General features: G+C 44.3%; 25 protein-coding genes. 20 read left to right on the plus strand and 5 right to left on the minus strand.

Annotated elements, in window-relative coordinates; translation table 11 throughout:
* The first annotated feature begins 72 nt into the window (after window positions 1-72).
* The 6 genes from lolA (at window position 73) to ACZ5ZC_RS13490 (ending at window position 5,504) form a co-directional block, all read left to right on the plus strand.
* Window positions 73-699 carry an outer membrane lipoprotein periplasmic chaperone LolA gene (gene lolA / locus ACZ5ZC_RS13465; protein ID WP_047008580.1) on the plus strand — a complete coding sequence of 209 codons (627 nt, stop codon included), beginning with the start codon at window positions 73-75 and terminating at the stop codon, window positions 697-699.
* Window positions 700-2,055 (plus strand): replication-associated recombination protein A, encoded by a 1,356-nt coding sequence (locus ACZ5ZC_RS13470; RefSeq protein WP_395203949.1) that lies wholly within the window; start codon window positions 700-702, stop codon window positions 2,053-2,055.
* 91 nt (window positions 2,056-2,146) lie between these two features.
* On the plus strand, window positions 2,147-3,454 hold the full coding sequence (gene serS / locus ACZ5ZC_RS13475; protein WP_054867761.1) for a serine--tRNA ligase: 1,308 nt from the start codon (window positions 2,147-2,149) through the stop codon (window positions 3,452-3,454).
* A 203-nt stretch (window positions 3,455-3,657) separates the two neighbouring features.
* Window positions 3,658-4,527 carry a peptidoglycan-binding domain-containing protein gene (locus tag ACZ5ZC_RS13480; protein ID WP_150918406.1) on the plus strand — a complete coding sequence of 290 codons (870 nt, stop codon included), beginning with the start codon at window positions 3,658-3,660 and terminating at the stop codon, window positions 4,525-4,527.
* Window positions 4,527-5,240, plus strand: a complete 714-nt coding sequence (locus tag ACZ5ZC_RS13485) for a hypothetical protein (RefSeq protein WP_054867762.1) — start codon at window positions 4,527-4,529, stop codon at window positions 5,238-5,240. Before ACZ5ZC_RS13480 ends, ACZ5ZC_RS13485 begins: the two co-directional genes overlap by 1 nt.
* 141 nt (window positions 5,241-5,381) lie before the next feature.
* Window positions 5,382-5,504: a TraR/DksA C4-type zinc finger protein gene (locus ACZ5ZC_RS13490; protein WP_256875561.1), complete on the plus strand. Its 123-nt coding sequence runs from the start codon at window positions 5,382-5,384 to the stop codon at window positions 5,502-5,504.
* Window positions 5,505-5,539: 35 nt separating this feature from the next.
* On the opposite strand, the gene bioA is transcribed toward ACZ5ZC_RS13490, so the two are convergent.
* Window positions 5,540-6,820, minus strand: coding sequence for an adenosylmethionine--8-amino-7-oxononanoate transaminase (bioA, locus tag ACZ5ZC_RS13495; RefSeq protein ID WP_054867763.1), 1,281 nt, complete (start codon window positions 6,818-6,820; stop codon window positions 5,540-5,542).
* Between the two features lie 130 nt (window positions 6,821-6,950).
* Here bioA and bioB point away from each other — a divergent pair, with 130 nt between their 5' ends.
* From bioB to bioD, 4 genes are read left to right on the plus strand one after another with little or no spacing between them, the layout of a single operon-like run.
* Window positions 6,951-8,003, plus strand: a complete 1,053-nt coding sequence (gene bioB, locus ACZ5ZC_RS13500) for a biotin synthase BioB (RefSeq protein WP_012841957.1) — start codon at window positions 6,951-6,953, stop codon at window positions 8,001-8,003.
* The gene (gene bioF / locus ACZ5ZC_RS13505; protein WP_395203950.1) at window positions 7,990-9,141 is read left to right on the plus strand and encodes an 8-amino-7-oxononanoate synthase; all 1,152 of its coding nucleotides are present in this window, start codon (window positions 7,990-7,992) and stop codon (window positions 9,139-9,141) included. The genes bioB and bioF overlap by 14 nt, the downstream gene beginning before the upstream one ends.
* Window positions 9,141-9,947: a malonyl-ACP O-methyltransferase BioC gene (gene bioC, locus ACZ5ZC_RS13510; RefSeq protein ID WP_395203951.1), complete on the plus strand. Its 807-nt coding sequence runs from the start codon at window positions 9,141-9,143 to the stop codon at window positions 9,945-9,947. The genes bioF and bioC overlap by 1 nt, the downstream gene beginning before the upstream one ends.
* Complete coding sequence (gene bioD, locus ACZ5ZC_RS13515) at window positions 9,944-10,630, plus strand: dethiobiotin synthase (protein ID WP_005390831.1); 687 nt, start codon at window positions 9,944-9,946, stop codon at window positions 10,628-10,630. The genes bioC and bioD overlap by 4 nt, the downstream gene beginning before the upstream one ends.
* 75 nt (window positions 10,631-10,705) lie before the next feature.
* On the opposite strand, the gene ACZ5ZC_RS13520 is transcribed toward bioD, so the two are convergent.
* Window positions 10,706-10,909, minus strand: coding sequence for a hypothetical protein (locus ACZ5ZC_RS13520; protein ID WP_162860661.1), 204 nt, complete (start codon window positions 10,907-10,909; stop codon window positions 10,706-10,708).
* A 471-nt stretch (window positions 10,910-11,380) separates the two neighbouring features.
* Between ACZ5ZC_RS13520 and htpX the strand changes: the two genes are divergently transcribed.
* The 9 genes from htpX to ACZ5ZC_RS13565 all read left to right on the plus strand — a co-directional run bounded on the left by htpX (window position 11,381) and on the right by ACZ5ZC_RS13565 (window position 18,613).
* Entirely contained in the window at window positions 11,381-12,250 is an 870-nt protein-coding gene (htpX, locus tag ACZ5ZC_RS13525) for a protease HtpX (RefSeq protein WP_005390832.1), read from the plus strand.
* Between the two features lie 223 nt (window positions 12,251-12,473).
* Window positions 12,474-12,893, plus strand: coding sequence for a nuclear transport factor 2 family protein (locus ACZ5ZC_RS13530; protein ID WP_005390833.1), 420 nt, complete (start codon window positions 12,474-12,476; stop codon window positions 12,891-12,893).
* Window positions 12,890-13,615, plus strand: coding sequence for an SDR family oxidoreductase (locus ACZ5ZC_RS13535; RefSeq protein WP_006743053.1), 726 nt, complete (start codon window positions 12,890-12,892; stop codon window positions 13,613-13,615). Before ACZ5ZC_RS13530 ends, ACZ5ZC_RS13535 begins: the two co-directional genes overlap by 4 nt.
* A gap of 12 nt (window positions 13,616-13,627) precedes the next feature.
* Window positions 13,628-14,938 carry an NAD(P)/FAD-dependent oxidoreductase gene (locus ACZ5ZC_RS13540; protein ID WP_464931983.1) on the plus strand — a complete coding sequence of 437 codons (1,311 nt, stop codon included), beginning with the start codon at window positions 13,628-13,630 and terminating at the stop codon, window positions 14,936-14,938.
* A gap of 1 nt (window position 14,939) precedes the next feature.
* Window positions 14,940-15,758, plus strand: a complete 819-nt coding sequence (locus ACZ5ZC_RS13545) for a DUF1365 domain-containing protein (protein WP_074191109.1) — start codon at window positions 14,940-14,942, stop codon at window positions 15,756-15,758.
* Complete coding sequence (locus ACZ5ZC_RS13550; RefSeq protein WP_054867767.1) at window positions 15,752-17,008, plus strand: SAM-dependent methyltransferase; 1,257 nt, start codon at window positions 15,752-15,754, stop codon at window positions 17,006-17,008. The genes ACZ5ZC_RS13545 and ACZ5ZC_RS13550 overlap by 7 nt, the downstream gene beginning before the upstream one ends.
* 6 nt (window positions 17,009-17,014) lie before the next feature.
* Complete coding sequence (locus ACZ5ZC_RS13555; RefSeq protein ID WP_046874769.1) at window positions 17,015-17,527, plus strand: DUF2878 domain-containing protein; 513 nt, start codon at window positions 17,015-17,017, stop codon at window positions 17,525-17,527.
* Window positions 17,487-18,080: a chalcone isomerase family protein gene (locus tag ACZ5ZC_RS13560; protein WP_054867768.1), complete on the plus strand. Its 594-nt coding sequence runs from the start codon at window positions 17,487-17,489 to the stop codon at window positions 18,078-18,080. The genes ACZ5ZC_RS13555 and ACZ5ZC_RS13560 overlap by 41 nt, the downstream gene beginning before the upstream one ends.
* Window positions 18,080-18,613, plus strand: a complete 534-nt coding sequence (locus ACZ5ZC_RS13565) for a DUF3833 domain-containing protein (protein WP_373925398.1) — start codon at window positions 18,080-18,082, stop codon at window positions 18,611-18,613. The genes ACZ5ZC_RS13560 and ACZ5ZC_RS13565 overlap by 1 nt, the downstream gene beginning before the upstream one ends.
* A 115-nt stretch (window positions 18,614-18,728) precedes the next feature.
* On the opposite strand, the gene purB is transcribed toward ACZ5ZC_RS13565, so the two are convergent.
* The 3 genes from purB to mnmA all read right to left on the minus strand — a co-directional run bounded on the left by purB (window position 18,729) and on the right by mnmA (window position 21,999).
* Window positions 18,729-20,099, minus strand: coding sequence for an adenylosuccinate lyase (purB, locus tag ACZ5ZC_RS13570; protein ID WP_005390853.1), 1,371 nt, complete (start codon window positions 20,097-20,099; stop codon window positions 18,729-18,731).
* A gap of 147 nt (window positions 20,100-20,246) precedes the next feature.
* Window positions 20,247-20,864 carry a high frequency lysogenization protein HflD gene (gene hflD, locus ACZ5ZC_RS13575; RefSeq protein WP_005390855.1) on the minus strand — a complete coding sequence of 206 codons (618 nt, stop codon included), beginning with the start codon at window positions 20,862-20,864 and terminating at the stop codon, window positions 20,247-20,249.
* Window positions 20,865-20,874: 10 nt separating this feature from the next.
* On the minus strand, window positions 20,875-21,999 hold the full coding sequence (mnmA, locus tag ACZ5ZC_RS13580) for a tRNA 2-thiouridine(34) synthase MnmA (RefSeq protein ID WP_005390857.1): 1,125 nt from the start codon (window positions 21,997-21,999) through the stop codon (window positions 20,875-20,877).
* Between the two features lie 188 nt (window positions 22,000-22,187).
* Between mnmA and ACZ5ZC_RS13585 the strand changes: the two genes are divergently transcribed.
* On the plus strand, window positions 22,188-22,457 hold the full coding sequence (locus ACZ5ZC_RS13585; RefSeq protein WP_005390859.1) for a hypothetical protein: 270 nt from the start codon (window positions 22,188-22,190) through the stop codon (window positions 22,455-22,457).
* The last annotated feature ends 117 nt before the right edge of the window (window positions 22,458-22,574 follow it).

The following is a 22,574-nucleotide window of genomic DNA, read 5'->3' on the forward strand; positions in this document are numbered from 1 at the left end:
AACTTGTTTTACTCACTTCAGTCCAACTGAGGTGAGTAACTTTAGGTCTTTGACCCTCTGATAGGTATCTGAATGAAAAAACGATTTTCAGCGAAATTTTTCTCAGCGCTAGTTTTAAGTGTTTCTTTCTTCTCAGCTGCGAATGCAGCATCTCCAAAAGATGAACTCAATAAACGTCTCGCAATGAACGAAGGTTTCAGTGCCGATTTCTCCCAGCAAGTGATCAGCCCTGAAGGTGAAACGGTAATGGAAGGTGAGGGCACGGTTGAAATCGCTCGTCCAAGCTTGTTCCGTTGGAGTACGACTTTCCCTGATGAAAACCTTTTAGTATCTGACGGTAAGACGTTGTGGTATTACAGCCCATTCATTGAACAAGTAAGCATTTACTGGCAAGAGCAAGCGACCGAGCAAACACCATTTGTGCTGTTAACTCGCAATAGAGCAAGCGATTGGGATAACTATAAGATTTCTCAGAAAGGTAATGAGTTTACGCTCATTCCAACGGCAATCGACTCTACTCAAGGCCAATTCCAAATTAATATTGATACAAAAGGTGTAGTGAAAGGCTTTAACGTCATCGAGCAGGATGGTCAGAAAGGGCTGTTTACTTTTAGTAATGTTAAGCTTGGTAAACCAAAGGTAGACAGATTTACATTCACAATTCCAGATGGCGTGGAAGTGGATGACCAAAGGAATTAATTGGTAGTGAGTAATTACACGTTAGATTTCTCAGGGGACGAAGATTTTCGTCCCCTTGCTGCTCGTATGAGACCACAAACAATCGAACAGTATATTGGACAGCAGCATATTTTAGGTCCGGGTAAACCCCTACGCCGAGCGCTAGAGGCGGGACACATTCACTCGATGATTTTGTGGGGACCACCAGGCACAGGTAAAACGACATTAGCGGAAGTGGCAGCAAACTATGCCAACGCCGAAGTTGAGCGTGTATCTGCGGTGACGTCTGGCGTTAAAGAGATCCGGGCTGCGATCGACAAAGCGCGTGAAAACAAAATGGCAGGTCGCCGCACTATCTTATTCGTGGATGAGGTGCATCGCTTCAACAAATCTCAGCAAGACGCGTTTTTGCCGCATATTGAAGATGGCACGGTTACCTTTATTGGAGCGACGACAGAAAACCCATCGTTTGAGCTAAACAACGCATTGCTGTCACGTGCGCGTGTGTACAAGCTAACGTCTCTCGACAAAGATGAAATCTCGTTGGCGTTGAACCAAGCCATTAGCGATAAAGAACGTGGGCTGGGTAATACACCTGCACACTTCGCTGATAACGTATTAGACCGCCTAGCAGAACTGGTAAACGGTGATGCTCGTATGTCTCTCAATTATCTTGAGCTGCTTTACGACATGGCAGAGGACAATGCGCAAGGTGAAAAGGAGATCACGCTTAAGCTGCTTGCGGAAGTAGCAGGGGAGAAAGTCTCTCGCTTCGATAACAAAGGTGATATCTGGTACGACTTAATCTCTGCAGTCCACAAATCGATTCGTGGCTCAAACCCCGATGCTGCATTGTATTGGTCTGCGCGTATGATTGCTGCTGGCTGTGACCCTTTGTATATTGCTCGACGCTTATTGGCGATCGCTTCTGAAGATGTAGGTAATGCGGACCCTAGAGCCATGCAAGTCGCACTCTCCGCGTGGGATTGCTTTACCCGTGTTGGTCCGGCAGAAGGTGAACGTGCGATTGCACAGGCGATCGTTTACTTAGCGTGCGCGCCAAAAAGTAATGCGGTGTACGTGGCATGGAAACAAGCGCTCACAGATGCTCATAACTTACCTGAATATGAAGTGCCGCATCACCTTCGAAATGCACCTACCAGTTTGATGAAAGACATGGGGTATGGGGCAGAGTATCGTTATGCTCACGATGAGCCGGGTGCCTATGCAGCCGGTGAGCAATATTTGCCACCAGAAATGGCAGATCGTAAGTATTATCAGCCAACAAATCGCGGTCTAGAAACCAAAATCGGCGAAAAGTTAGATTACTTGGCTAAATTAGACGCAAATAGCCAACAAAAGCGCTATGAAAAGTAGGCGTTTTTGGATACATTTGTTCAGTAAATTTTTTTAACGCGTACGCTTGGAAAGTGCGCGTGATTTCACAACAAAAAGCATAGGATTAACAATGCTGGATTCTAAATTACTTCGTACAGAGCTGGATGAAACAGCTGCTAAACTGGCGCGTCGTGGCTTTAAGCTAGACGTAGAGACTATTCGTAAACTTGAAGAACAACGTAAGTCCATTCAAGTAGAAGTAGAAAATTTACAATCCACGCGTAACTCTATCTCCAAACAAATCGGCCAAAAAATGGCGGCTGGCGACAAAGAAGGCGCAGAAGAGATTAAGAAACAAATCGGTACTCTAGGTAGCGATCTTGATGCGAAGAAAGTTGAACTTGAGCAAGTAATGGCTCAACTAGACGAATTCACGCTTTCTGTACCAAACATCCCTGCTGATGAAGTGCCAGATGGTAAAGATGAAAACGACAACGTCGAAATCTCTCGTTGGGGTGAGCCTAAGACTTACGACTTTGAACTAAAAGACCATGTTGACCTAGGTGAAATGGGTGGCGGTCTAGACTTCGCAAGTGCAGTTAAGATCACTGGCGCACGTTTCATCGTGATGAAAGGCCAATTTGCTCGTCTACACCGTGCAATCGCTCAGTTCATGCTAGATCTTCACACAGAAGAACACGGCTACACAGAAATGTACGTACCTTACCTAGTAAACTCTGACAGCCTATTCGGTACTGGTCAGCTTCCTAAGTTCGGTAAAGACCTTTTCCACACAGAGCCTCTAGCGGAAAAAGTAAACGACGAAGAGCCACGTAAACTGTCTCTAATCCCTACTGCAGAAGTACCTGTAACGAACCTAGTTCGTGACACGATTTCTGACGAAGCGGATCTACCAATTAAGATGACAGCTCATACGCCATGTTTCCGCTCAGAAGCAGGCTCTTACGGTCGTGATACTCGTGGTCTGATTCGTATGCACCAGTTCGACAAAGTTGAGCTAGTACAAATCACTAAGCCAGAAGATTCAATGAACGCACTAGAAGAGCTAACAGGTCACGCTGAGAAAGTTCTACAACTTCTTGAGCTTCCTTACCGTAAAGTCGTTCTATGTACTGGCGACATGGGCTTCGGCGCTCGTAAAACTTACGACCTAGAAGTTTGGGTTCCTGCTCAAGAAACTTACCGTGAAATCTCTTCATGTTCTAACATGTGGGATTTCCAAGCTCGTCGTATGCAAGCGCGTTTCCGTCGTAAAGGCGAGAAGAAACCTGAGCTTGTACACACGCTAAACGGTTCTGGTCTAGCTGTAGGTCGTACCATGGTTGCTATCCTAGAAAACAACCAAGAAGCAGACGGCCGCATTGCAATCCCTACAGTACTTCAGAAGTACATGGCAGGCGCAACGCACATCGGTTAATTCATTAACCACTAGAACATCAAAACCCAGCCTCTGTGCTGGGTTTTTTGTTATCTGCGTCGAGTGAAAATACGTTGTTATGTAAATATTGGATGAGGTATTGCATAGTTGACCTAAATTATTGAAAACAATTCTTAATGATATTTTTCTAAGCTTTATTGGGCATGACAATCTCCTCCAAAATTTAAAAAGGAGGTACTTTCATGGCTTCAATAAGAATAAGCGGCTCTGTTGGCTTGGGTGGTAAAAATGTGGATGCTGATATTCGTACGGTACAAAGGTCTATTAACCAATTGCTTGGTTCTTTAAAGGGAGTAAAGGAGCTTAAAGTGGATGGGAAACTAGGATCTAGACCGGAAAACTCCAAGACTGTCGCCGCAATTAAAGCTTTTCAGAAAAACCTTGTTGGGATGGCTCGTCCAGATGGAAGGATAGATGTGAATGGAAGAAGCCATCGTAAGTTGACACAGGCTATCACGGTTTTGAGCGCGAAGAAGTCTGTGCCTGTTTCATCCTCCCTCAAAATGAAGCTCAAGATTAAATTAGAGCAATATGAGGGAAGAGTGGAGCATATGTATTTGGATACCAGAGGTTACGTAACTGTTGGGGTAGGTAATATGTTAAGTGATGTTACCGCAGCAACAAAGCTCCCGTTCGTTCACAGTTCTACAAATGAACCTGCTACTCACGAGCAAATCAAGGAAGAGTTTTTGCGTGTTAAGGCTCGACCTTTTGGTGAATCCGAGCCTGCTTCAAGGTTTAAGCCCTTTACAGTCCTCAAATTAACTGAAAGTGTGATGAACGAACAGGTAGCACATCACATACAGTCGTTCGAAAAAGAGCTTAAGGTTATCTATGGAGATAAAGAGTTTACATCTTATCCGGATAACGTAAAACTGGCGCTTTTTGACATGATATTTAATTTAGGTATGCCAAAACTTAAAGACACTTACCCGAAATTTAATGGACATATTCGAAACGGAAACTATCAGCAAGCAGCCCTCGAGTCGAAAAGAAATGGTGTTCAAGCAGAAAGAAATGCTTATGTAGCAAACTTATTGAGGTCTCGTTAATGAAAGCAATCTTAATTGTATTAGCCTTATCTTCTTCAAGCCTAATCGCTAAACCAATATCGATAGAGCCATTTTATAGCCCTTATAATAATTCTGACCGTTTTTTCGTCGATAAGGTGAACTTCTTAACTCAAGATGATATCAGAGCAGTTTATGATGCAGAGTGGTATTTTGAGTTCCCTTTAAAGTCCGCGTCTGGCGAGGTTTCAGTAGCTAAAAGCTGTGCTGATCTTGAGCAAAAAAACCAAAACAAGATCAGCGCTAAAATTGATTCAGAACACTCTGCGTTAATGGCAACAAAAGTATTATGTGACTCATGGAAAGTGATGGGTGCTCTCAAACCATCTAATACTTCTTACATACCAGACGGTATCATTAGTGAGAGCCTTCCGGATATATCTCCGTCAGAATTGAGCTTTATAATTTCTGATGAACAAGTGAGAAGATCTAAAGAAGTACATCGATGGGCTGATATGGATAAGATCACTAGTTTTGAGCGATTGAATGACTTTCAGGCAGTATTTTATGATAACTCCGATGGTTATCAAAAGGTGACTCTGCTGGCAACTGGAGATTACAATGATGACGGCTTGGAAGATGTAATATTGTTGAAAGAAAATAGTGTGTTAAGCGGAAGCTATACTTCTACACATGGGTATGTGCTTTCAAAGCTCCAAGAGAATGGCTCATACGAGCTAATCAAAGAATGGTAATTGATTTTAAGTTTTCTACTTTTACTTACATATAATAGTGCTTTCTAACTCGCCCTAATTATCTTGTTATCTGTAAGCGATATAGTCATCCATCTTAACACGGTAAGTAGATTTTTCTCATTCAAGTAACGAGGAGGGCTTGTGGCCGTAGGGTGGGCAAACGACGATAGCGTCAGCCAACAAATTCAACATATCATCGACGAGCGAGTAAAGACAGTCAACTTCGATAGCTTTGCTTTTCTCGTAAATAAAGAGACGGTTTGAGTCTCATACTCAAACCGTTTTCGTGTTGAGTTGAACTATGAAGCGAAGCAGTCGTTACGTTGCAAAGCAGCATCAATCGCATTCACTAGCTTCTCAATTTCGTCTGGTTTGCTGATAAACGGTGGCATCATATAAATCAGCTTGCCAAATGGGCGAATCCAAACTCCGTGTTCAACAAACAAGGCTTGGATGGTTTCCATATTCACTGGACGATGCGTTTCCACAACGCCAATGGCACCTAACCAACGAGTGTTTTTCACCAAGTCGTATTTTTCAAGTTTTGGCAGTAGTTCAGAAAACAGCGTTTCAATTTGCTGGGTTTGCTGCTGCCAGTTGCCTTGTTCTATCAATTCTAAACTTGCGGTGGCAACGGCGCAGGCGAGCGGGTTACCCATAAAGGTTGGACCATGCATGAAACAACCAGCATCACCACCACAAACAGTATCCGCGACGTGTTTGCTCGCTAGGGTCGCAGAGAGCGTCATGTAGCCGCCAGTGAGTGCTTTCCCGACACACAAAATGTCTGGCTGGATATCTGCGTGTTCGCAAGCAAACAGTTTACCGGTACGCCCAAATCCGGTTGCGATTTCATCTGCAATCAATAACAAGCCGTATTTGTCGCAAAGCCTACGCACGCCTTTGAGAAATTCTGGATGATAGATACGCATGCCACCTGCGCCTTGAACGATAGGCTCTAGGATCACCGCAGCGAGTTCTTGATGATGTGTTTCAATCTTGTGCTCAAAGTCAGCAAGATCTTCAGATTCCCACTCATCCCAAAAGCCACAAGTTGGTGACTCCGCAAAGATATGCTCAGGCAAAAAGCCTTTGTAGAGAGAGTGCATTGAGTTATCAGGATCGGTAACCGACATGGCCGCAAAAGTGTCGCCGTGATAACCGTGTCGCAAAGTAAGAAACTTCGGTCGGCGTTCGCCTTTTGCATGCCAATATTGCAGTGCCATTTTTAAGCTGACTTCTACGGAAACGGAGCCTGAATCGGCAAGGAATACATGTTCAAGATTACTTGGTGCTAAGGACAGCAACTTCTTACACAAATTGATTGCTGGCTGATGGGTAATCCCGCCAAACATCACATGAGAGACCTGATCGATTTGCTGGTGAGCCGCTTGATTTAAGTGCGGATGATTATAGCCGTGGATTGTCGACCACCAAGAAGACATGCCATCGACAAGCTCAGTACCGTCTTCCAATTTAATGTGAACACCACTTGCTGATTCTACTGGGTAGCAGGTCAGAGGTGTTAATGTCGAAGTGTAAGGATGCCAGATATGCTGGCGGTCGAAGGCGAGATCCATGTGCGATTCCAATAATAATTAAGATTAAAAAATAAACAGGTGTAAACTTTGTTGTTTTGTGTTGTGTTGACAGTTTATCGAGACTCAGTAGACTGTCAACACAACAACAAAAGTGACTAAAGGAATACACGTGGAAGTTCGTCATAACTGGACGCATGCTGAAGTGCGCGATCTCATGGAAAAACCATTCATGGATCTCCTATTCGAAGCGCAGCTTGTACATCGTCAATATCAACAAACCAACCATGTTCAAGTAAGCACGCTTCTGTCGATTAAGACAGGTGCTTGTCCAGAAGATTGTAAGTACTGTCCTCAGAGTGCTCGTTACACCACAGACATCGAGAAAGAGCGTTTGATGGAAGTAGAACGCGTACTCGATGCTGCGCAAAAAGCCAAAAATGCTGGTTCTACTCGATTCTGTATGGGTGCAGCATGGAAAAACCCGAAAGAGCGTGACATGCCGCATTTGACCGACATGATCAAAGGCGTGAAGGGCATGGGTTTAGAAACGTGTATGACATTAGGCATGCTGACGCCAGATCAAGCAAAGCAATTGGCAACTGCTGGTCTGGATTACTACAACCACAACCTAGATACCTCACCTGAGTTTTACGGCAACATCATTACCACACGTACTTACCAAGACCGTTTAGACACTTTGTCTCACGTTCGTGATGCTGGCATGAAGATCTGTTCCGGTGGCATCATCGGCATGGGTGAAAGTGCTAACGACCGAGCAGGTTTGTTGGTTGAACTGGCTAATTTGCCAGTACATCCTGAAAGTGTGCCAATCAACATGCTGGTTAAGGTGAAGGGTACACCATTGGAAGAAGTGGACGACGTTGAGCCGTTCGACTTTATTCGTCTGATTGCAATAGCACGAATTATGATGCCCCAATCCGCAGTCCGTTTATCGGCTGGTCGTGAAAACATGAACGAACAAATGCAAGCGCTGTGTTTTATGGCGGGTGCAAACTCCGTCTTCTATGGTTGCAAACTTCTGACCACGCCAAACCCTTCTGAAGACAAAGACATGATGCTGTTCGACAAGCTCGGCATTAACAGCCAAGAGGTGTCTCAAAAACCTGATGAAATCGAAGAAAACGAGTTGCTGGATCGCGTCGTAGAGCGCGTTGCTGCTCGTCCGACAAAAGACGACCTTTTCTACGATGCCAGCGTTTAAATCTCGTATCGAGTCCGCCCTTGCCGATCGTAAAGCGCAGGGGCTGAATCGTTCGATGAATGTGGTGTTTTCCGGCAACCAATCGATTTTGGAATACGAAGGCAGACGCTACATCAACTTCTCAAGTAATGATTATTTAGGCTTGGCCAATGACCAAGCGCTCGTTCGTGCTTGGCAGCAAGGCTTGAGTGTATACGGCAGTGGCAGTGGTGCATCTCCAATGGTCACAGGTTTTAGTGCCGCGCACAGCAATTTAGAAGCGGCACTAACAGAATGGCTGAGTTACGAAAGGGCAGTCCTGTTTGGCTCTGGATTCAGTGCTAACCAAGCTTTGTTATTCACCTTGCTAGAAAAATCAGACGTACTCATCCAAGACCGTTTGAACCATGCCTCTTTGATGGAAGCGGGGGCGTTGTCACCAGCTAAGATGAAGCGCTTCAAGCACAATGACATCGAACACCTGAAGTCGCTGATTAATAGCGAAGACAACCATCTAGTTGTGACTGAAGGGGTATTCAGCATGGACGGTGATTGTGCCCCACTTGCTGATATAGCTGAAGTCGTTCGCAGTCATGATGCTTGGTTCGCCGTCGATGATGCACACGGTATCGGCGTTCTTGGCCAATCTGGTGGTGGTTCTTGCGAGTTGGCAGCGGTTAAACCCGAGATACTGATCGTGACTTTCGGCAAAGCGTTTGGTATGTCTGGCGCGGCTATTTTATGTGACCACGCAACGGGGGACTTTTTAACTCAGTTTGCTCGTCACCATGTGTATTCCACGGCGATGCCTCCTGCACAAGCCTATGCGCTCACGCATGCTGTCTCGATGGTTCAAGAGCAGTCTTGGCGACGTGAAAAGCTCACAGAGTTAAGTGAAGTGTATCGAGATAGCCTCAGCGACGTTGAGGGCTTTGTTGAGACTCAAACTTCGATTAAGCCGTTTGTGATTGGTGAATCTGATTTGGCTTTGCGAGTAGCAGGTGCTTGTCGCCAAAACGGTATTTGGGTTACTGCTATTCGTCCTCCAACAGTTCCGAAAGGGACGTCTCGTCTGCGAATCACACTCACTGCTAATCACACTAACGAACAAGTTAAAACGCTTTCAATGGCATTGAAGCAAGCATTAGGAACGCAGTAATGGATAATGCAGAGCAAATGAAGTTGGATTGCTTACTGCCTAATAAACAAGCGATCGCCGCTTCCTTTAGTAAAGCAGCTAACACGTACGACAAACATGCCGCTTTCCAGCGTGATGTCGGCCATCGCTTACTAGACAAACTTCCGAATGACTTAACTCATAAACGTGTTTTGGATTTAGGATGTGGTACGGGCTATTTTTCTCAACTTCTTCAAGAGCGTGGCGCTGAAGTGTTTTGTGTGGACATCTCTCAAGAGATGTTAAGCAAAGCTATGGTGCGCTGTGGCCATGAGCGAATGAATTATGTGCTAGCCGACGCAGAAAACTTGCCTTTCGACGATACAAGCTTCGACTACGTATTCTCTAGCTTGGCTTTGCAATGGTGTGCCGATTTAAGTTACCCCCTGAGAGAAGTTCGTCGTGTACTAAAAGCTAATGGGAAGGCGGCTTTTTCTACCCTAGCTGAAGGGTCACTGTGCGAGTTGCGTGCATCATGGAAAAAAATTGATGCATATCAACACGTCAATAACTTTCTATCGCTCAATCAGGTAAAAATTGCGTTAGCGCAATCTCGATGTGACAACCATCAACTAGACTTGACCACCATCACAGTTTGGTACGACTCAGCATTTTCAGTTATGCGTGACCTCAAAGGTATAGGGGCAAATCACGTAAGCGGGCGCTCACATGGTTTAACCAGTCGAGAGACTTTGCTGCAAGTTGAGCATGAGTACCAAGCGTTTAAAAATGATCAAGGTTTTCTACCTGCAAGTTATCAGGTTTGTTTTGGAGTAATACATCTATGATTGATGCTTTTTTTATTGCTGGTACGGATACTGATGTAGGAAAAACGGTAGCGTCTAAAGCCATTTTGCAAGCGTTGGCAGCAAAAGGACTAAACACTATTGGTTATAAACCAGTGGCAGCAGGGAGTGATAAGACTGAAGCTGGATGGCGTAACTCTGACGCCTTACATTTACAAGCGGCCGCGACACTTGATGTCGCTTATGATGATGTGAATCCATACGCTTTAGAATTGCCAGCTTCTCCTCACATCGCGGCAAAACATGAACATGTCGAAATAAAATACGAACTCCTCAGTGAAAAGCTGGCTCAACACAAGCAGCAAGCTGATGTCGTTCTCGTTGAGGGCGCTGGTGGTTGGCGTGTGCCTGTGTCAGATACCGACTGTTTATCTACTTGGGTACAAGCAGAGCAGTTACCCGTAGTCTTGGTGGTTGGTATTAAATTAGGTTGTTTGAGCCATGCTTTACTCACGGCTGAGAGTATTAAAGCGGATGGCTTGAATCTTGTTGGTTGGGTGGCAAACCGAGTTAACCCTGGCACCGAGCACTATGCTGATATTATCGAGATGCTTGAAGCGCGTATCGGTGCGCCTAAGCTTGGCGAAATCCCATACATTCCAAGTGCTAAGCGCAAAGAGCTAGGCAAGTACATTAATGTCGAGCCTTTGCTAAATACTGACTGATTGTGTTTAAAATACTAAAAACCAAAGGGCTGCGTAATGCAGCCCTTTTTTATTGGTGTAATCTATAACATCAGATTACTTATCTTGGCTAAGCCCCATCAATGCTTGCTGTGTTTCTGCAACACGCTGAGACATATGATGATCGGTTGAAATACCAAGTTGTTGCTTCGCCTCATCCTCTGAGATGCCTAGATGACAACGTAGTAAATCAATAGCCATTTGATAGTCGTTAGTTTCTACCATGGTTTTTCCCTCAATACATGGAAGTTTCGAGCTCACCTAATGTACCTTTTTAATGTACTTAGAGTGGCTCTGTTTTGTTCATCTCACTTGAATCTAGCATGTCCATGTCGCCGCACAATAAGACCAAAGTCTATAGCGGGGCTAACATACTGTTTTTGGTCTAGTAAAATATTTCTAGCTAAGTTGCCCAGAGGTGATAGATTTAACATCAAGGTCATCCATTGATAGATGAGGTGCGATTCAAAGTACTTTTCATTACGGAAAGGAATGAATATGAATGGAGGTAATGGCTTTTATCAGCACGTGCCTAGAAATCGCTTGAACATAATCTTTCAGTCTCGAAAACAAATGTTGCAATTTATTGCTTAACCTTGTTTTTATCGCGGATAGACTATATCTATAACGCACGGAGCATGAAACTTAGCGGAATTGGCTTTTACAGCGATTACCACCTGTTCCTTATAACAATCCGTTTTAAAAAACGATAAGCTTCCTCGGAGAAAAGTAATGAAGCGAATTATGTTATTCCTAGCAACTAACCTAGCTGTCGTGCTAGTGCTTAGTGTTGTTCTGAATATTGTTTACGCTACCACTGGAATGCAACCTGGCAGTCTTTCTGGTTTGCTAGTTATGGCCGCCATATTTGGTTTTGGTGGTGCACTTATTTCGTTGATGATGTCAAAGGGCATGGCACTGCGCTCGGTTGGCGGTATGGTCATTGAAAGTCCGCGTAACGAAACTGAGCATTGGTTAGTCGAAACTGTGGGTCGTCAAGCTCAGCAAGCGGGTATTGGTATGCCAACGGTGGCTATTTATGACTCACCAGATATCAATGCATTCGCGACGGGGGCAAAGCGAGATGACTCTCTTGTCGCGGTTTCCACTGGCCTTTTACACAATATGACTCGTGATGAAGCAGAAGCGGTACTGGCCCACGAAGTGAGCCATATTGCAAATGGTGACATGGTCACGATGACATTGATGCAAGGCGTTGTGAACACGTTTGTTATCTTCCTATCCCGTTTTATCGCCAATATTGTGGCATCGAACGATGATGAAGAAGGTCAAGGTACAAACATGATGGTTTACTTCGGTGTATCTATGGTGCTTGAGCTAGTGTTTGGTTTCTTGGCAAGCTTTATTACCATGTGGTACAGCCGTCATCGCGAATTCCATGCCGACGCAGGTGCTGCTCACTTAGTTGGTAAAGAGAAAATGATCGCGGCATTGGAACGTTTGAAGATGAGTCACGAATCTCAACTTGATGGCACAATGATGGCATTCGGTATCAATGGCAAGCAGTCATTGACTGAGCTACTGATGAGCCACCCTCCGCTAGATAAACGTATTGCAGCGTTACGTAGTCAGCAATACTAGTTGTAAAAACTGACAGCGCACGCGAAAGTAATCGTTAATTTCCTGAAAAGGCTTGGTTTTGACCAAGCTTTTTTTTGATCGATTGATCGCTTGCGAGATCCATCACGTATCTACCTACAGAAACAAAGTTATACAAAATAATTTTTGTACAACTTTTAAGGAATGAACTATCTTGTACATATAATAATTTTGTACAACTTGATGGGCATGTAGGAGTAAACACATGGACATACAGTCTGTTGGCAATATCTATCAAAAGCTGAATAAAGCGAACTTACATCTGCTTAAAGACGTATATCACCAAGATGTCGTCTTTGAAGATGCTGCTCATCGTTTAGAGGGGTGGCCTGCACTTTCAGATTACTTCACATCATTATATGCCAACGTCATAAGCTGTGACTTTGTTATCCACGAACATCAACAAGTCGGAGATACTGGCTTCCTAACGTGGACCATGGATCTTCAGCATCCCAAACTTCAAAAAGGTGCACCTATTCTCGTTAATGGTGTGTCGCATCTTAAATTCAGCGAAGGCCAAGTTATTTATCACCGAGATTACTTTGATCTCGGAGAAATGCTTTACGAAAACTTACCTTTACTTGGCTCAGTCGTAAAAACTATCAAGCAGAGGTTAGGACAATGAACAATACTATCTTAATCACTGGCGCTACCTCCGGAATAGGGAAGCAACTGGCTTTAGATTACGCGAACTCTGATTGGAGCGTTATTGCTTGTGGGCGAAACAAAGACGTTCTTGCTGAATTGGGGGCTGCTTCTTCTAATATCCATACATTGCAGTTTGACGTGACAAACCATGAACAAACTCAGCAGGCGCTGTCCAGTTTGCCTTTCACGCCGAGTACCTGGGTTTTTAATGCTGGGGATTGTGAGTATATGGACAACGGTGTGGTTGACGCGAAACTCATGGCGCGTGTGATGAATGTAAACGTCGTTGGTGTTGCCAACTGCGTAGAAGGTTGCCAACCACACTTAGATAAAGGGCATCGCATCGTTATCGTGGGTTCTATTGCTTCAGAAGTCGCGTTACCAAGGGCTGAAGCCTACGGCGCTTCTAAGGCCGCTGTGAGCTACTTTGCTCGCACATTAGCTGTTGATTTGAAGAAGAAGGGCATTCAAGTGGTGACCGTGTTCCCAGGCTTTGTGGAGACCCCGTTAACTGACAAAAATGACTTCGAAATGCCGATGATTATTTCTACGCGGCAAGCCTCGAACTCTATCAGAAAACAGTTGGCTGCCAACAAGACTCACATCTATTTCCCCGCGAGGTTTACCAGTATTTTACGTTTTATCTCGTTACTTCCATACAGTTGGCAAGCTCGCCTAACTGCTAAACTCGTGTCATAAGAAGGAATAAAAATGAAAACAGCAGGAAGAAAGAAGATAGCGATTGTGGGGACCGGAATTTCTGGCCTTACGTGTGGTTACTATCTACATAAAGAGCACGATGTCACCGTATTTGAAGCTAACGATTACATTGGCGGGCACACCGCGACGGTGGATGTAAAACTCGATGGTAAAGAATATGCGATTGATACGGGCTTTATCGTTTACAACGATCGCACTTATCCTAATTTCATCAAAGTGATGAACGAGATTGGTGTCGAAGGATTGCCAACCCAGATGAGCTTCAGCGTAAGAAACGACGGCAATGGCTTGGAATATAACGGTCATACCGTGTCGACATTATTTGCTCAAAAGCGCAATTGGGTAAATCCTAAGTTCTATCGTTTTATCTTCGAGATCCTTCGTTTCAACAAACTTGCCAAAAGCGTTGCTAGCAAACAATCGAGTCATTCTCAGACGCTAGGTGAGTTTCTTGATGAGCACAACTTCAGTATTTTCTTTTCAGATAACTACATTTTGCCGATGGGCGCTGCAATTTGGTCTTCGACTCTAGCGGACATGCGCGCATTTCCGCTGATGTTTTTCCTTCGCTTTTTCTTAAATCACGGATTGCTTGATGTCACTAACAGACCGCAATGGTATGTAATTAAAGGTGGCTCTCGTGAGTACATTCCACCTTTGACTCAAGGTTTTATCGATAAAATTCGACTCAATAGTCCGGTAGAAAAAGTGCTCCGTAGTGAGAATGGTGTGGGTTTAAAAGTTAACGGTGAAATGCACTGGTTTGATGATGTCATCTTTGCTTGTCACAGTGATCAAGCGATGAACATGTTAGGTGACATTAGCCCAGTCGAGCAAGAGGTGCTGGGTAATATGGCTTATCAAGCGAATGAAGTGGTGCTTCACACTGATACGAGTTTACTTCCAAAGCGTAAAGCGGCGTGGGCTTCGTGGAACTACCTACTGGAGGGCAGTGAAGACGAACAGCAACATCTCCCTTCGCTCACTTACAACATGAATATTCTCCAACATGTTCAATCTGAGCACACATTCTGTGTCACGCTAAATAGCACTGAGCAGATCGAACCGAGCAAAGTATTACGGACGTTTACCTATCACCATCCAGTGTTCTCCACCGACTCTATCGCTGCACAGCAACGTAAAGAAGAGGTGCAAGGGCTGAATAATACTTGGTTCTGCGGCGCTTATTGGTACAACGGTTTCCATGAGGATGGCGTTCGCAGCGCATTGGACGTAGTGAAAGGGCTTGAAGAGAAATATCGCGTTCAAACTGCTGTCAACTTAGAAAAAGGTGCAGCGTGATATGGATAGCCAAATGAACAGCCAGTTGTTTGTTGGCAACGTTCGACATCGCAGGTTCACGCCGATAAAACATGAATTGAACTACTCATTGTTTATGCCAGCTATTGACGTCGATGAGCTAAAAAAACTAGAAGAAAAAGTTTGGGGTTTTGGCTCTCGTTGGTGGCATTGGGCACGCTTTAAACGCAGTGACTATGTTGGTGAGGGCTGTTTAAAGGTGGCCGTACACGACAAAATTGAAGAGTTAACAGGTGTTCGTTGTACCGGCAAAGTCATCGCTGTTTGTCATTTGCGCTATTTAGGACTTTATTTTAGTCCGGTGAATTTCTACTACGTTTATAACAAAGAAGGGGAATGGAAATACCTCTTAGCTGAAGTCAGCAATACACCTTGGAACGAGCGTCATTACTACGCAGTCGCTGCTGAGCAAAACGATGAAAACTTTGGATGGGAACAAGAGAAAGCCTTTCATGTTTCTCCGTTTAATCCAATTGACCAACAGTATCACTGGAAGATTAAACCACTGACGGACAAGTTAAGGATTCATCTTGAATGCCACAAAAGCGAAAAGCACTTTGATGCGACGATGACAATGAAAGCTCAAGTGTTTTCGAGCAAAAGCTTATTGAAGTGTTTGATCGTTACGCCAATACAGACGGTAAAAGTAATGGTTGGTATTTATTGGCACGCATTAAAACTTTGGGTGAAAGGCGCGCCTTTTTATTCTCATCCTAAATATTCAACACACGACGAAATAGAAGCCGACACTAAAAAAACAGACAAAAAAAATAAAAAGCACAAGGAGAATTCTGCATGTTAAATACCAGTTCTATGACATTGCCGCGCAAATTGACGACAACACAAAAGGCGGCTCGCGGAGTTATTTTTCAATGTCTGCAAAAAATGGAAATCGGCTGCTTAACTGTTATTGAAAGCTTTAAGACGGAAACGAAAGAAAGAAGCGAGCGCTTTAATGCGCCCAACGGTGAATACAGCGGTCAGCCTGTTGTGGCGACGATTGAGGTAAAGCATCCTGGCTTTTACTCGCGAATCTTGCAAGGTGGCAGCATTGCAGCGGGTGAGGCTTATATGGATGGTTGGTGGGACAGCCCGGATCTAACCTCGTTAATGAAACTTATGGCTCTCAATATGCGAGCGCTAGATAAACTTGAAGAGAAAGGAAGTTGGCTGACTAAAATACTGTACAAGTTCAGTCATTGGACCAACCGCAATTCTCAAGAGAACTCTCGTAAAAACATTCATGCGCATTACGACTTGGGCAACAATTTGTACGAGTCATTTTTAGACGACAACATGCTGTACTCATCGGCCTTATATGTGCAAGACAACGATACTTTGGAACAAGCGCAAATCAACAAAATGGATCGTTTGTGCCAGCAACTTGAGCTTCAACCATCCGATCGAGTGATTGAGATAGGTACAGGTTGGGGTGCTATGGCCATTTACATGGCAGAGCAATATGGTTGTCATGTAACGACAACGACGATTTCTGAAGAGCAGCATGCTTACGCTGAACAAAAAATTAGAGAGCGAAATTTGGGTGACAAGATCACTCTATTAAAACAAGACTATCGAGACCTTTCGGGTCACTACGATAAGTTAGTCTCGATAGAAATGATCGAAGCGGTTGGAAAACAATTTTTGCCTTCCTACATCAAGCAATGCCAATCATTACTCAAGCCGGGTGGTTTAATGGCAATTCAAGCCATCACTATCGCTGACCAGCGTTATGATTACTACAGTAACAACGTTGACTTTATCCAGAAATACATCTTTCCAGGTGGTTTTTTACCTTCGGTTACATCTTTAACTCAAGCTGCGACCAAATACAGTGACTTGGTGGTGAGAGACTTATTTGATATTGGTCTGGACTATGCGAAAACCTTGAGCGAGTGGCACTCTAGATTTAATCAAGCTGAAGATCACGTACGCTCTCTCGGTTATGACGACCGCTTTGTCCGCATGTGGCGCTACTACCTTAGTTATTGTGAAGGTGGCTTTTTAGCTCGAAGTATCAGTGCCGTTCACATGACATTCCAGCGACCTTAAACCGTTATGAAGTTGCTGATTGCCTCTACATGGTTCCAGCTCTGTTGGTTCTCTGCAGTGCTTGGGACCTATCAATGGCAGTGGCTAACACTGATCTTAACATTTATTACTCTTGTCTATTGTTGGAGGACGGACGCTTCTGCCTTGAAGCACATCGCGAGTATCGTTTTGGCGGGTGTAGTGCTCGATACGCTCAATCAACAGTTTTCTGTTTTTGTCTTTCCAACACAATGGTTACCCATTTGGTTGTTGTGCCTTTGGGTTCTGTTCTCTTGGTATGCCTATCAGCTCAAGCCTGTTTTGTACCGTTTCCCAAAAATCTACGTATCAATTGTAGGTGGCGTTGGAGGAACCGTCAGTTACTACGCCGGTTACAAGCTCCAAGTCGTTGAATATGGATTTAATACCAGCGTTACGTTGGTCATTCTATTTGCTGAATGGTTTGCCATGACGCTTTTGATACTCAAGGTATACGGATATGAAAAGCTTGAAGAGAGATTTAACCCAGAGGCTGATTAAGGTAGTTGCTTCTCTAGTAGTTATGGGCTCCTTTGCTCTACAAGCTCAGTCAGTTGGAAACAGTGAAAACGCAGATAAGATGTCGAGTTGGGAGGGGTGGAAAACCGTCGGTGAGGCACAACTCACATGGTTCATCTTCGATATATATCAGTCTCGACTAAGAGCACCTGATGGAAAGTTCATTGTAAATGGCGATGTATCACCACACCCTCTGGCATTGGAGATTAACTATCAAAGAGACATCAGCAAGCAGCAGTTGCTTGATGTAACTGATGAGCAATGGGCAAAACTTGGTTTTACTGAACCATATCGAAAAAGTTGGATCAGTGAACTAAACCGTATGTTCCCTGATATAAAAAAAGGCGATGAGCTTACTTACTTAACCGATGGTAAAACTGGTCAGCTTCTTTACCGACAAGCTGGTATTGCACAAATTAAGACAGTCGGCTTCGTTCAAGATGAGCGAATGAACGATGCGTTTTTGTCTATATGGTTGTCACCTAATACAGAGTTCCCGAAACTTCGAAAACAATTAATAGGACAGGTTAGATAGTGTTTAAACGGATTTTAAAATCAATCGCCTTGGTCGCTGCGGCCCTACTTTCAGCATGCTCAGCAGATATCGATAATTATCAATCTTCTACACCGACTTTTGATTTATTCGGCTATTTTGAAGGCGAAACAAAGGCGTGGGGGATGGTCCAAGATTACACTGAACAACAAACTCGTCGTTTTGAAGTCGACATTGTGGGTACTGTGGAAGGTAACACGTTGACGCTGGTGGAAGACTTTGTGTTTGATGATGGAGGAGTTGACCAGCGAATTTGGGTTATTACCAAATTAGAAGATGGACGCTATGAAGGTAAAGCAGAGGATATTATTGGTGTAGCAACAGGGGCAGAGCAAGGCAATGCGTTGCAGTGGCGGTATGACTTTGAGTTGCAAATGGATGACTCAACAGTAACGGTCGCTTTTGATGATTGGCTTTATCGTCAGGACGAGAAGCATGTTTTCAACCTCACCAAAATTAAAAAGTTTGGTATAGAGGTCGGGACAATAACCTTATTCTTCCAAAAACAGCCATAACAGTTGAGGGGTTTATCCTCTGCATTACTACCAAATAACCGAAATTATTTCTTCCTAACTAAAAAGGTTGACGCTTTCACGTCAACCTTTTCAATTGCAGATCATCAAGGTGTGATTACAGCTTATCTGTCAGCTCAACCGCTTGACCAATGTAGTTCGCTGGCGTCATCTCTTTCAGACGTGCTTTCTCGTGTTCTGGAAGCTCAAGACCGTCGATGAAGTTGCGCATTGCTTCGCCGTCTACACGCTTACCACGAGTTAGCTCTTTTAGTTTCTCGTATGGCTTCTCGATGCCGTAACGACGCATAACTGTTTGTACTGGCTCAGCTAGTACTTCCCAGTTCTTGTCTAGTTCAGCAAGAAGTGCTTCACGGTTTACTTCTAGCTTGCTGATACCTTTTAGCGTAGAAGTGTAAGCGATGATTGCGTAGCCAACACCAACACCAAGGTTACGTAGAACCGTTGAGTCAGTTAGGTCACGTTGCCAACGAGAGATAGGCAGCTTTTGTGCTAGGTGGCCGAATACTGCGTTCGCAAGACCTAGGTTACCTTCAGAGTTTTCAAAGTCGATTGGGTTAACTTTGTGCGGCATTGTTGAAGAACCGATCTCACCAGCAATGGTTTTTTGCTTAAAGTGGCCTAATGCAATGTAACCCCAAACGTCACGATCGAAGTCAATCAGGATAGTGTTGAAACGAGCGATAGCGTCGAACAGCTCAGCGATGTAATCATGCGGCTCGATTTGTGTTGTGTAAGGGTTCCAAGTTACGCCTAGAGACTCTGTAATGAATTCTTCAGAGAACTTGTGCCAATCTAGCTCTGGGTAAGCAGAAAGGTGTGCGTTGTAGTTACCTACTGCACCGTTGATTTTCGCTAGGATCTCAACGTTTTCGATTTGCTTGAATTGACGCTCCATACGGTACGCCACGTTTGCCATTTCTTTACCCATTGTAGATGGAGAAGCAGGCTGGCCGTGTGTACGAGATAGAAGAGGAATGTCGCGGTATTCAACTGCGAGTGCTTTGATAGCGTCAATTAGGTTACGGATTTCTGGAAGAATCACTTGCTCACGTGCTTCTTTTAGCATTAACGCATGAGAGGTGTTATTGATGTCTTCAGAAGTACATGCAAAGTGGAAGAACTCATTAACAGCGTGCAGTTCAGGAACGTCTGCTACTTTCTCTTTTAAGAAGTACTCAACCGCTTTAACGTCGTGGTTAGTTGTACGCTCGATTTCTTTAATACGGCGTGCATCTTCTTCAGAGAAGTTAGCAGCAAGGTCGTCTAGGAATTGGTTAGCTTCTGCGCTGAATGCTGGCACTTCTGCAATTTCAGCAGTAGCCGCTAGCTTCTGTAGCCAACGAATTTCTACGATAGTACGGTATTTTAGTAGACCGTACTCGCTGAAAATTTCGCGTAACGCAATCGTCTTACTTCCGTAACGGCCGTCTACTGGTGAAACAGCAGTCAATGCTGACAGTTCCATGATGTTCTCCTGAATTGGGTTTCTAAATTTCGTGAGCGTTATACCAATAACTGTGGCAATTGTCACGAATATTGCGCAAACGTTTGCGCGGGATTTGTTTTATTCGAAAAAAAGTAGCTCGCGATAAACGCGAGCTAGCAAAGTATTCTACATTCTGGCTAACAGGATTTGAGCCTGTTCGACCATTTTCTTTCGGCCAAAAATTAGATGACGACGTTTACCGCCTACTTGGCGCCACAGAACAGCACTACGAATGCCAGATAGCAGTAGAGCACGGACTTTGTGTTGGCTGGCCGTTTGTTGCAGTACAGAAGGCGTGCCTGTTACTTGAATGCGTGGTCCAATAGGGCTAACAACATCCAAGTAGATGCTCGCTAAATTGCTGATCATTTGATCATCTAGCAGTTCAAAATGCTCTGACTGGCGCTTGGCCATCTGGATACGGTCACCAAGCTGGGACATGGCATCGTTGCGAGCGCTTAACTTACGTTCTAGCGCCATCAAGCTAATGATGTAACGAGTGATCTCACTGCCTGATGGGGTGCTATCAATCCCTTTAACCAGACACTCCAGACCGAGCTTTAGATCGGCTTCGCGACCGAATACGCCAACGGTGTTAGCAGGGTTTGTGCTCAAAATAGCTTTGATTGATGTTTCAAAAGCATCTTGATCACAATGCCCGTTTCTCGCAACTTGTTGAACCAAAGCGACAGCTTGGCAAATACCAGCGAAAGCGATAGTACGGTCATAAAGTGTATTCGCCACGTAACGACTCCTAAGCTTGAGAATATTTAATGCGTTGCTCGATGATGCCGCCACCTAGACATACGTCATCTTTATAAAACACTGCTGATTGACCAGGCGTCACTGCAATTTGTGGTTCATCAAAGATCACTTTAATGTTTTCATCATCGATCGGGATGATTGTACAAGGAATATCTTCCTGACGGTAACGAGTTTTCACTGTGCACTTCATAACATCGCGAATTGGCTCACGATCTACCCAGTGAAGTTGTGACGCAAGTAGACCTTCTGATTTTAGCATCGGGTGGTCTTTACCTTGGACTGCGATTAGCACGTTACGCTCTAGGTCTTTTTCACCAACAAACCATGGCTCTTCGTTACCACCGCCGCCTTTACGGCCACCGATGTGTAGACCTTTACGCTGACCTAATGTGTGGTACATCAAACCTTGGTGTTGACCGATCACTTCGCCTTCTGGCGTTTCGATATTACCAGGCTGAGCAGGAAGGTAACGACCTAGAAAGTCGGTAAATTTACGCTCACCGATGAAACAAATACCTGTCGAGTCTTTCTTCTTCGCTGTTACTAAACCTTGCTCTTCCGCAATACGGCGTACTTCAGGTTTCTCTAAATCACCAACAGGGAAGAGGCTACGGCCAATTTGTTCGTGGCTGAGTGTATATAGAAAGTAGCTCTGGTCTTTGTTGCCATCTAGGCCACGCAACATCGCTGGTTTCTCACCGTTATCCGGGAAAGAGCGACGTACGTAGTGACCCATTGCAATGTAGTCAGCATCAAGCACTTCATCAGCGAATTCTAGGAACGCTTTGAACTTGATTTCTTTGTTACAAAGAATGTCAGGGTTCGGTGTACGACCTGCTTTGTATTCAGCAAGGAAGTACTCAAATACGTTATCCCAGTATTCGGCAGCAAAGTTGATGGTGTGTAGATGAATGCCTAGCTTGTCACATACTGCCTGAGCATCAGCAAGATCTTCTGCTGCTGTACAATATTCTTCGTTGTCATCTTCTTCCCAGTTCTTCATGAACAGGCCTTCTACTTGGTAGCCTTGTTGCTTGAGAAGATACGCAGAAACAGATGAATCAACGCCGCCGGACATACCGACGATGACTTTCTTTTGGCTGTTATCAGACATTACTAAACACCACTTAAATAAACGGGATGCAGATTCTATCAGAATCCACAGACCGGTGACAGATCCGAGATCGAAATCACAATTCGTTTCGCTGCATTTTTCTTCAACAGAAATTCGAACGGGCAATTTCGCAAGTATAGAAGAGGTATATATGGCATAGTTGTCAAAAATCCAAGAGGAAAGTCCAAATGACCGAAGAAAACCAGTTTATGCAAGAAGCCGAGTTGATTGAAATTGTTGAAAACCAACTTGAGGACGGCAATCCATTAAAAGTTAAAGAGACGCTAATGCGCTTAATGATGACAGGGACACCTAGAGAAGAAGCGGTTGCAATGATGGCATGTGCCATGTCGATTGAAATTTTCGATGTGATGAAAAATGAAGGTGAGTTCAACCTAAAGCGTTACTGCGAGCACCTTGAGCAACTGCCAGATCTAAGTTTTATGGAAGGTGAATAAGGAGTCTAGAAGAAAAAAGTGGCTAGCAAACGTTTGCTATAATTGCTTTTATTGCCGCTTTATTATTAGCGGTATAGAATCCGTTCTCCTTTTCATCCCCTTACTCAGACTGACAAT

Source organism: Vibrio sp. JCM 18905 (assembly GCF_055393305.1).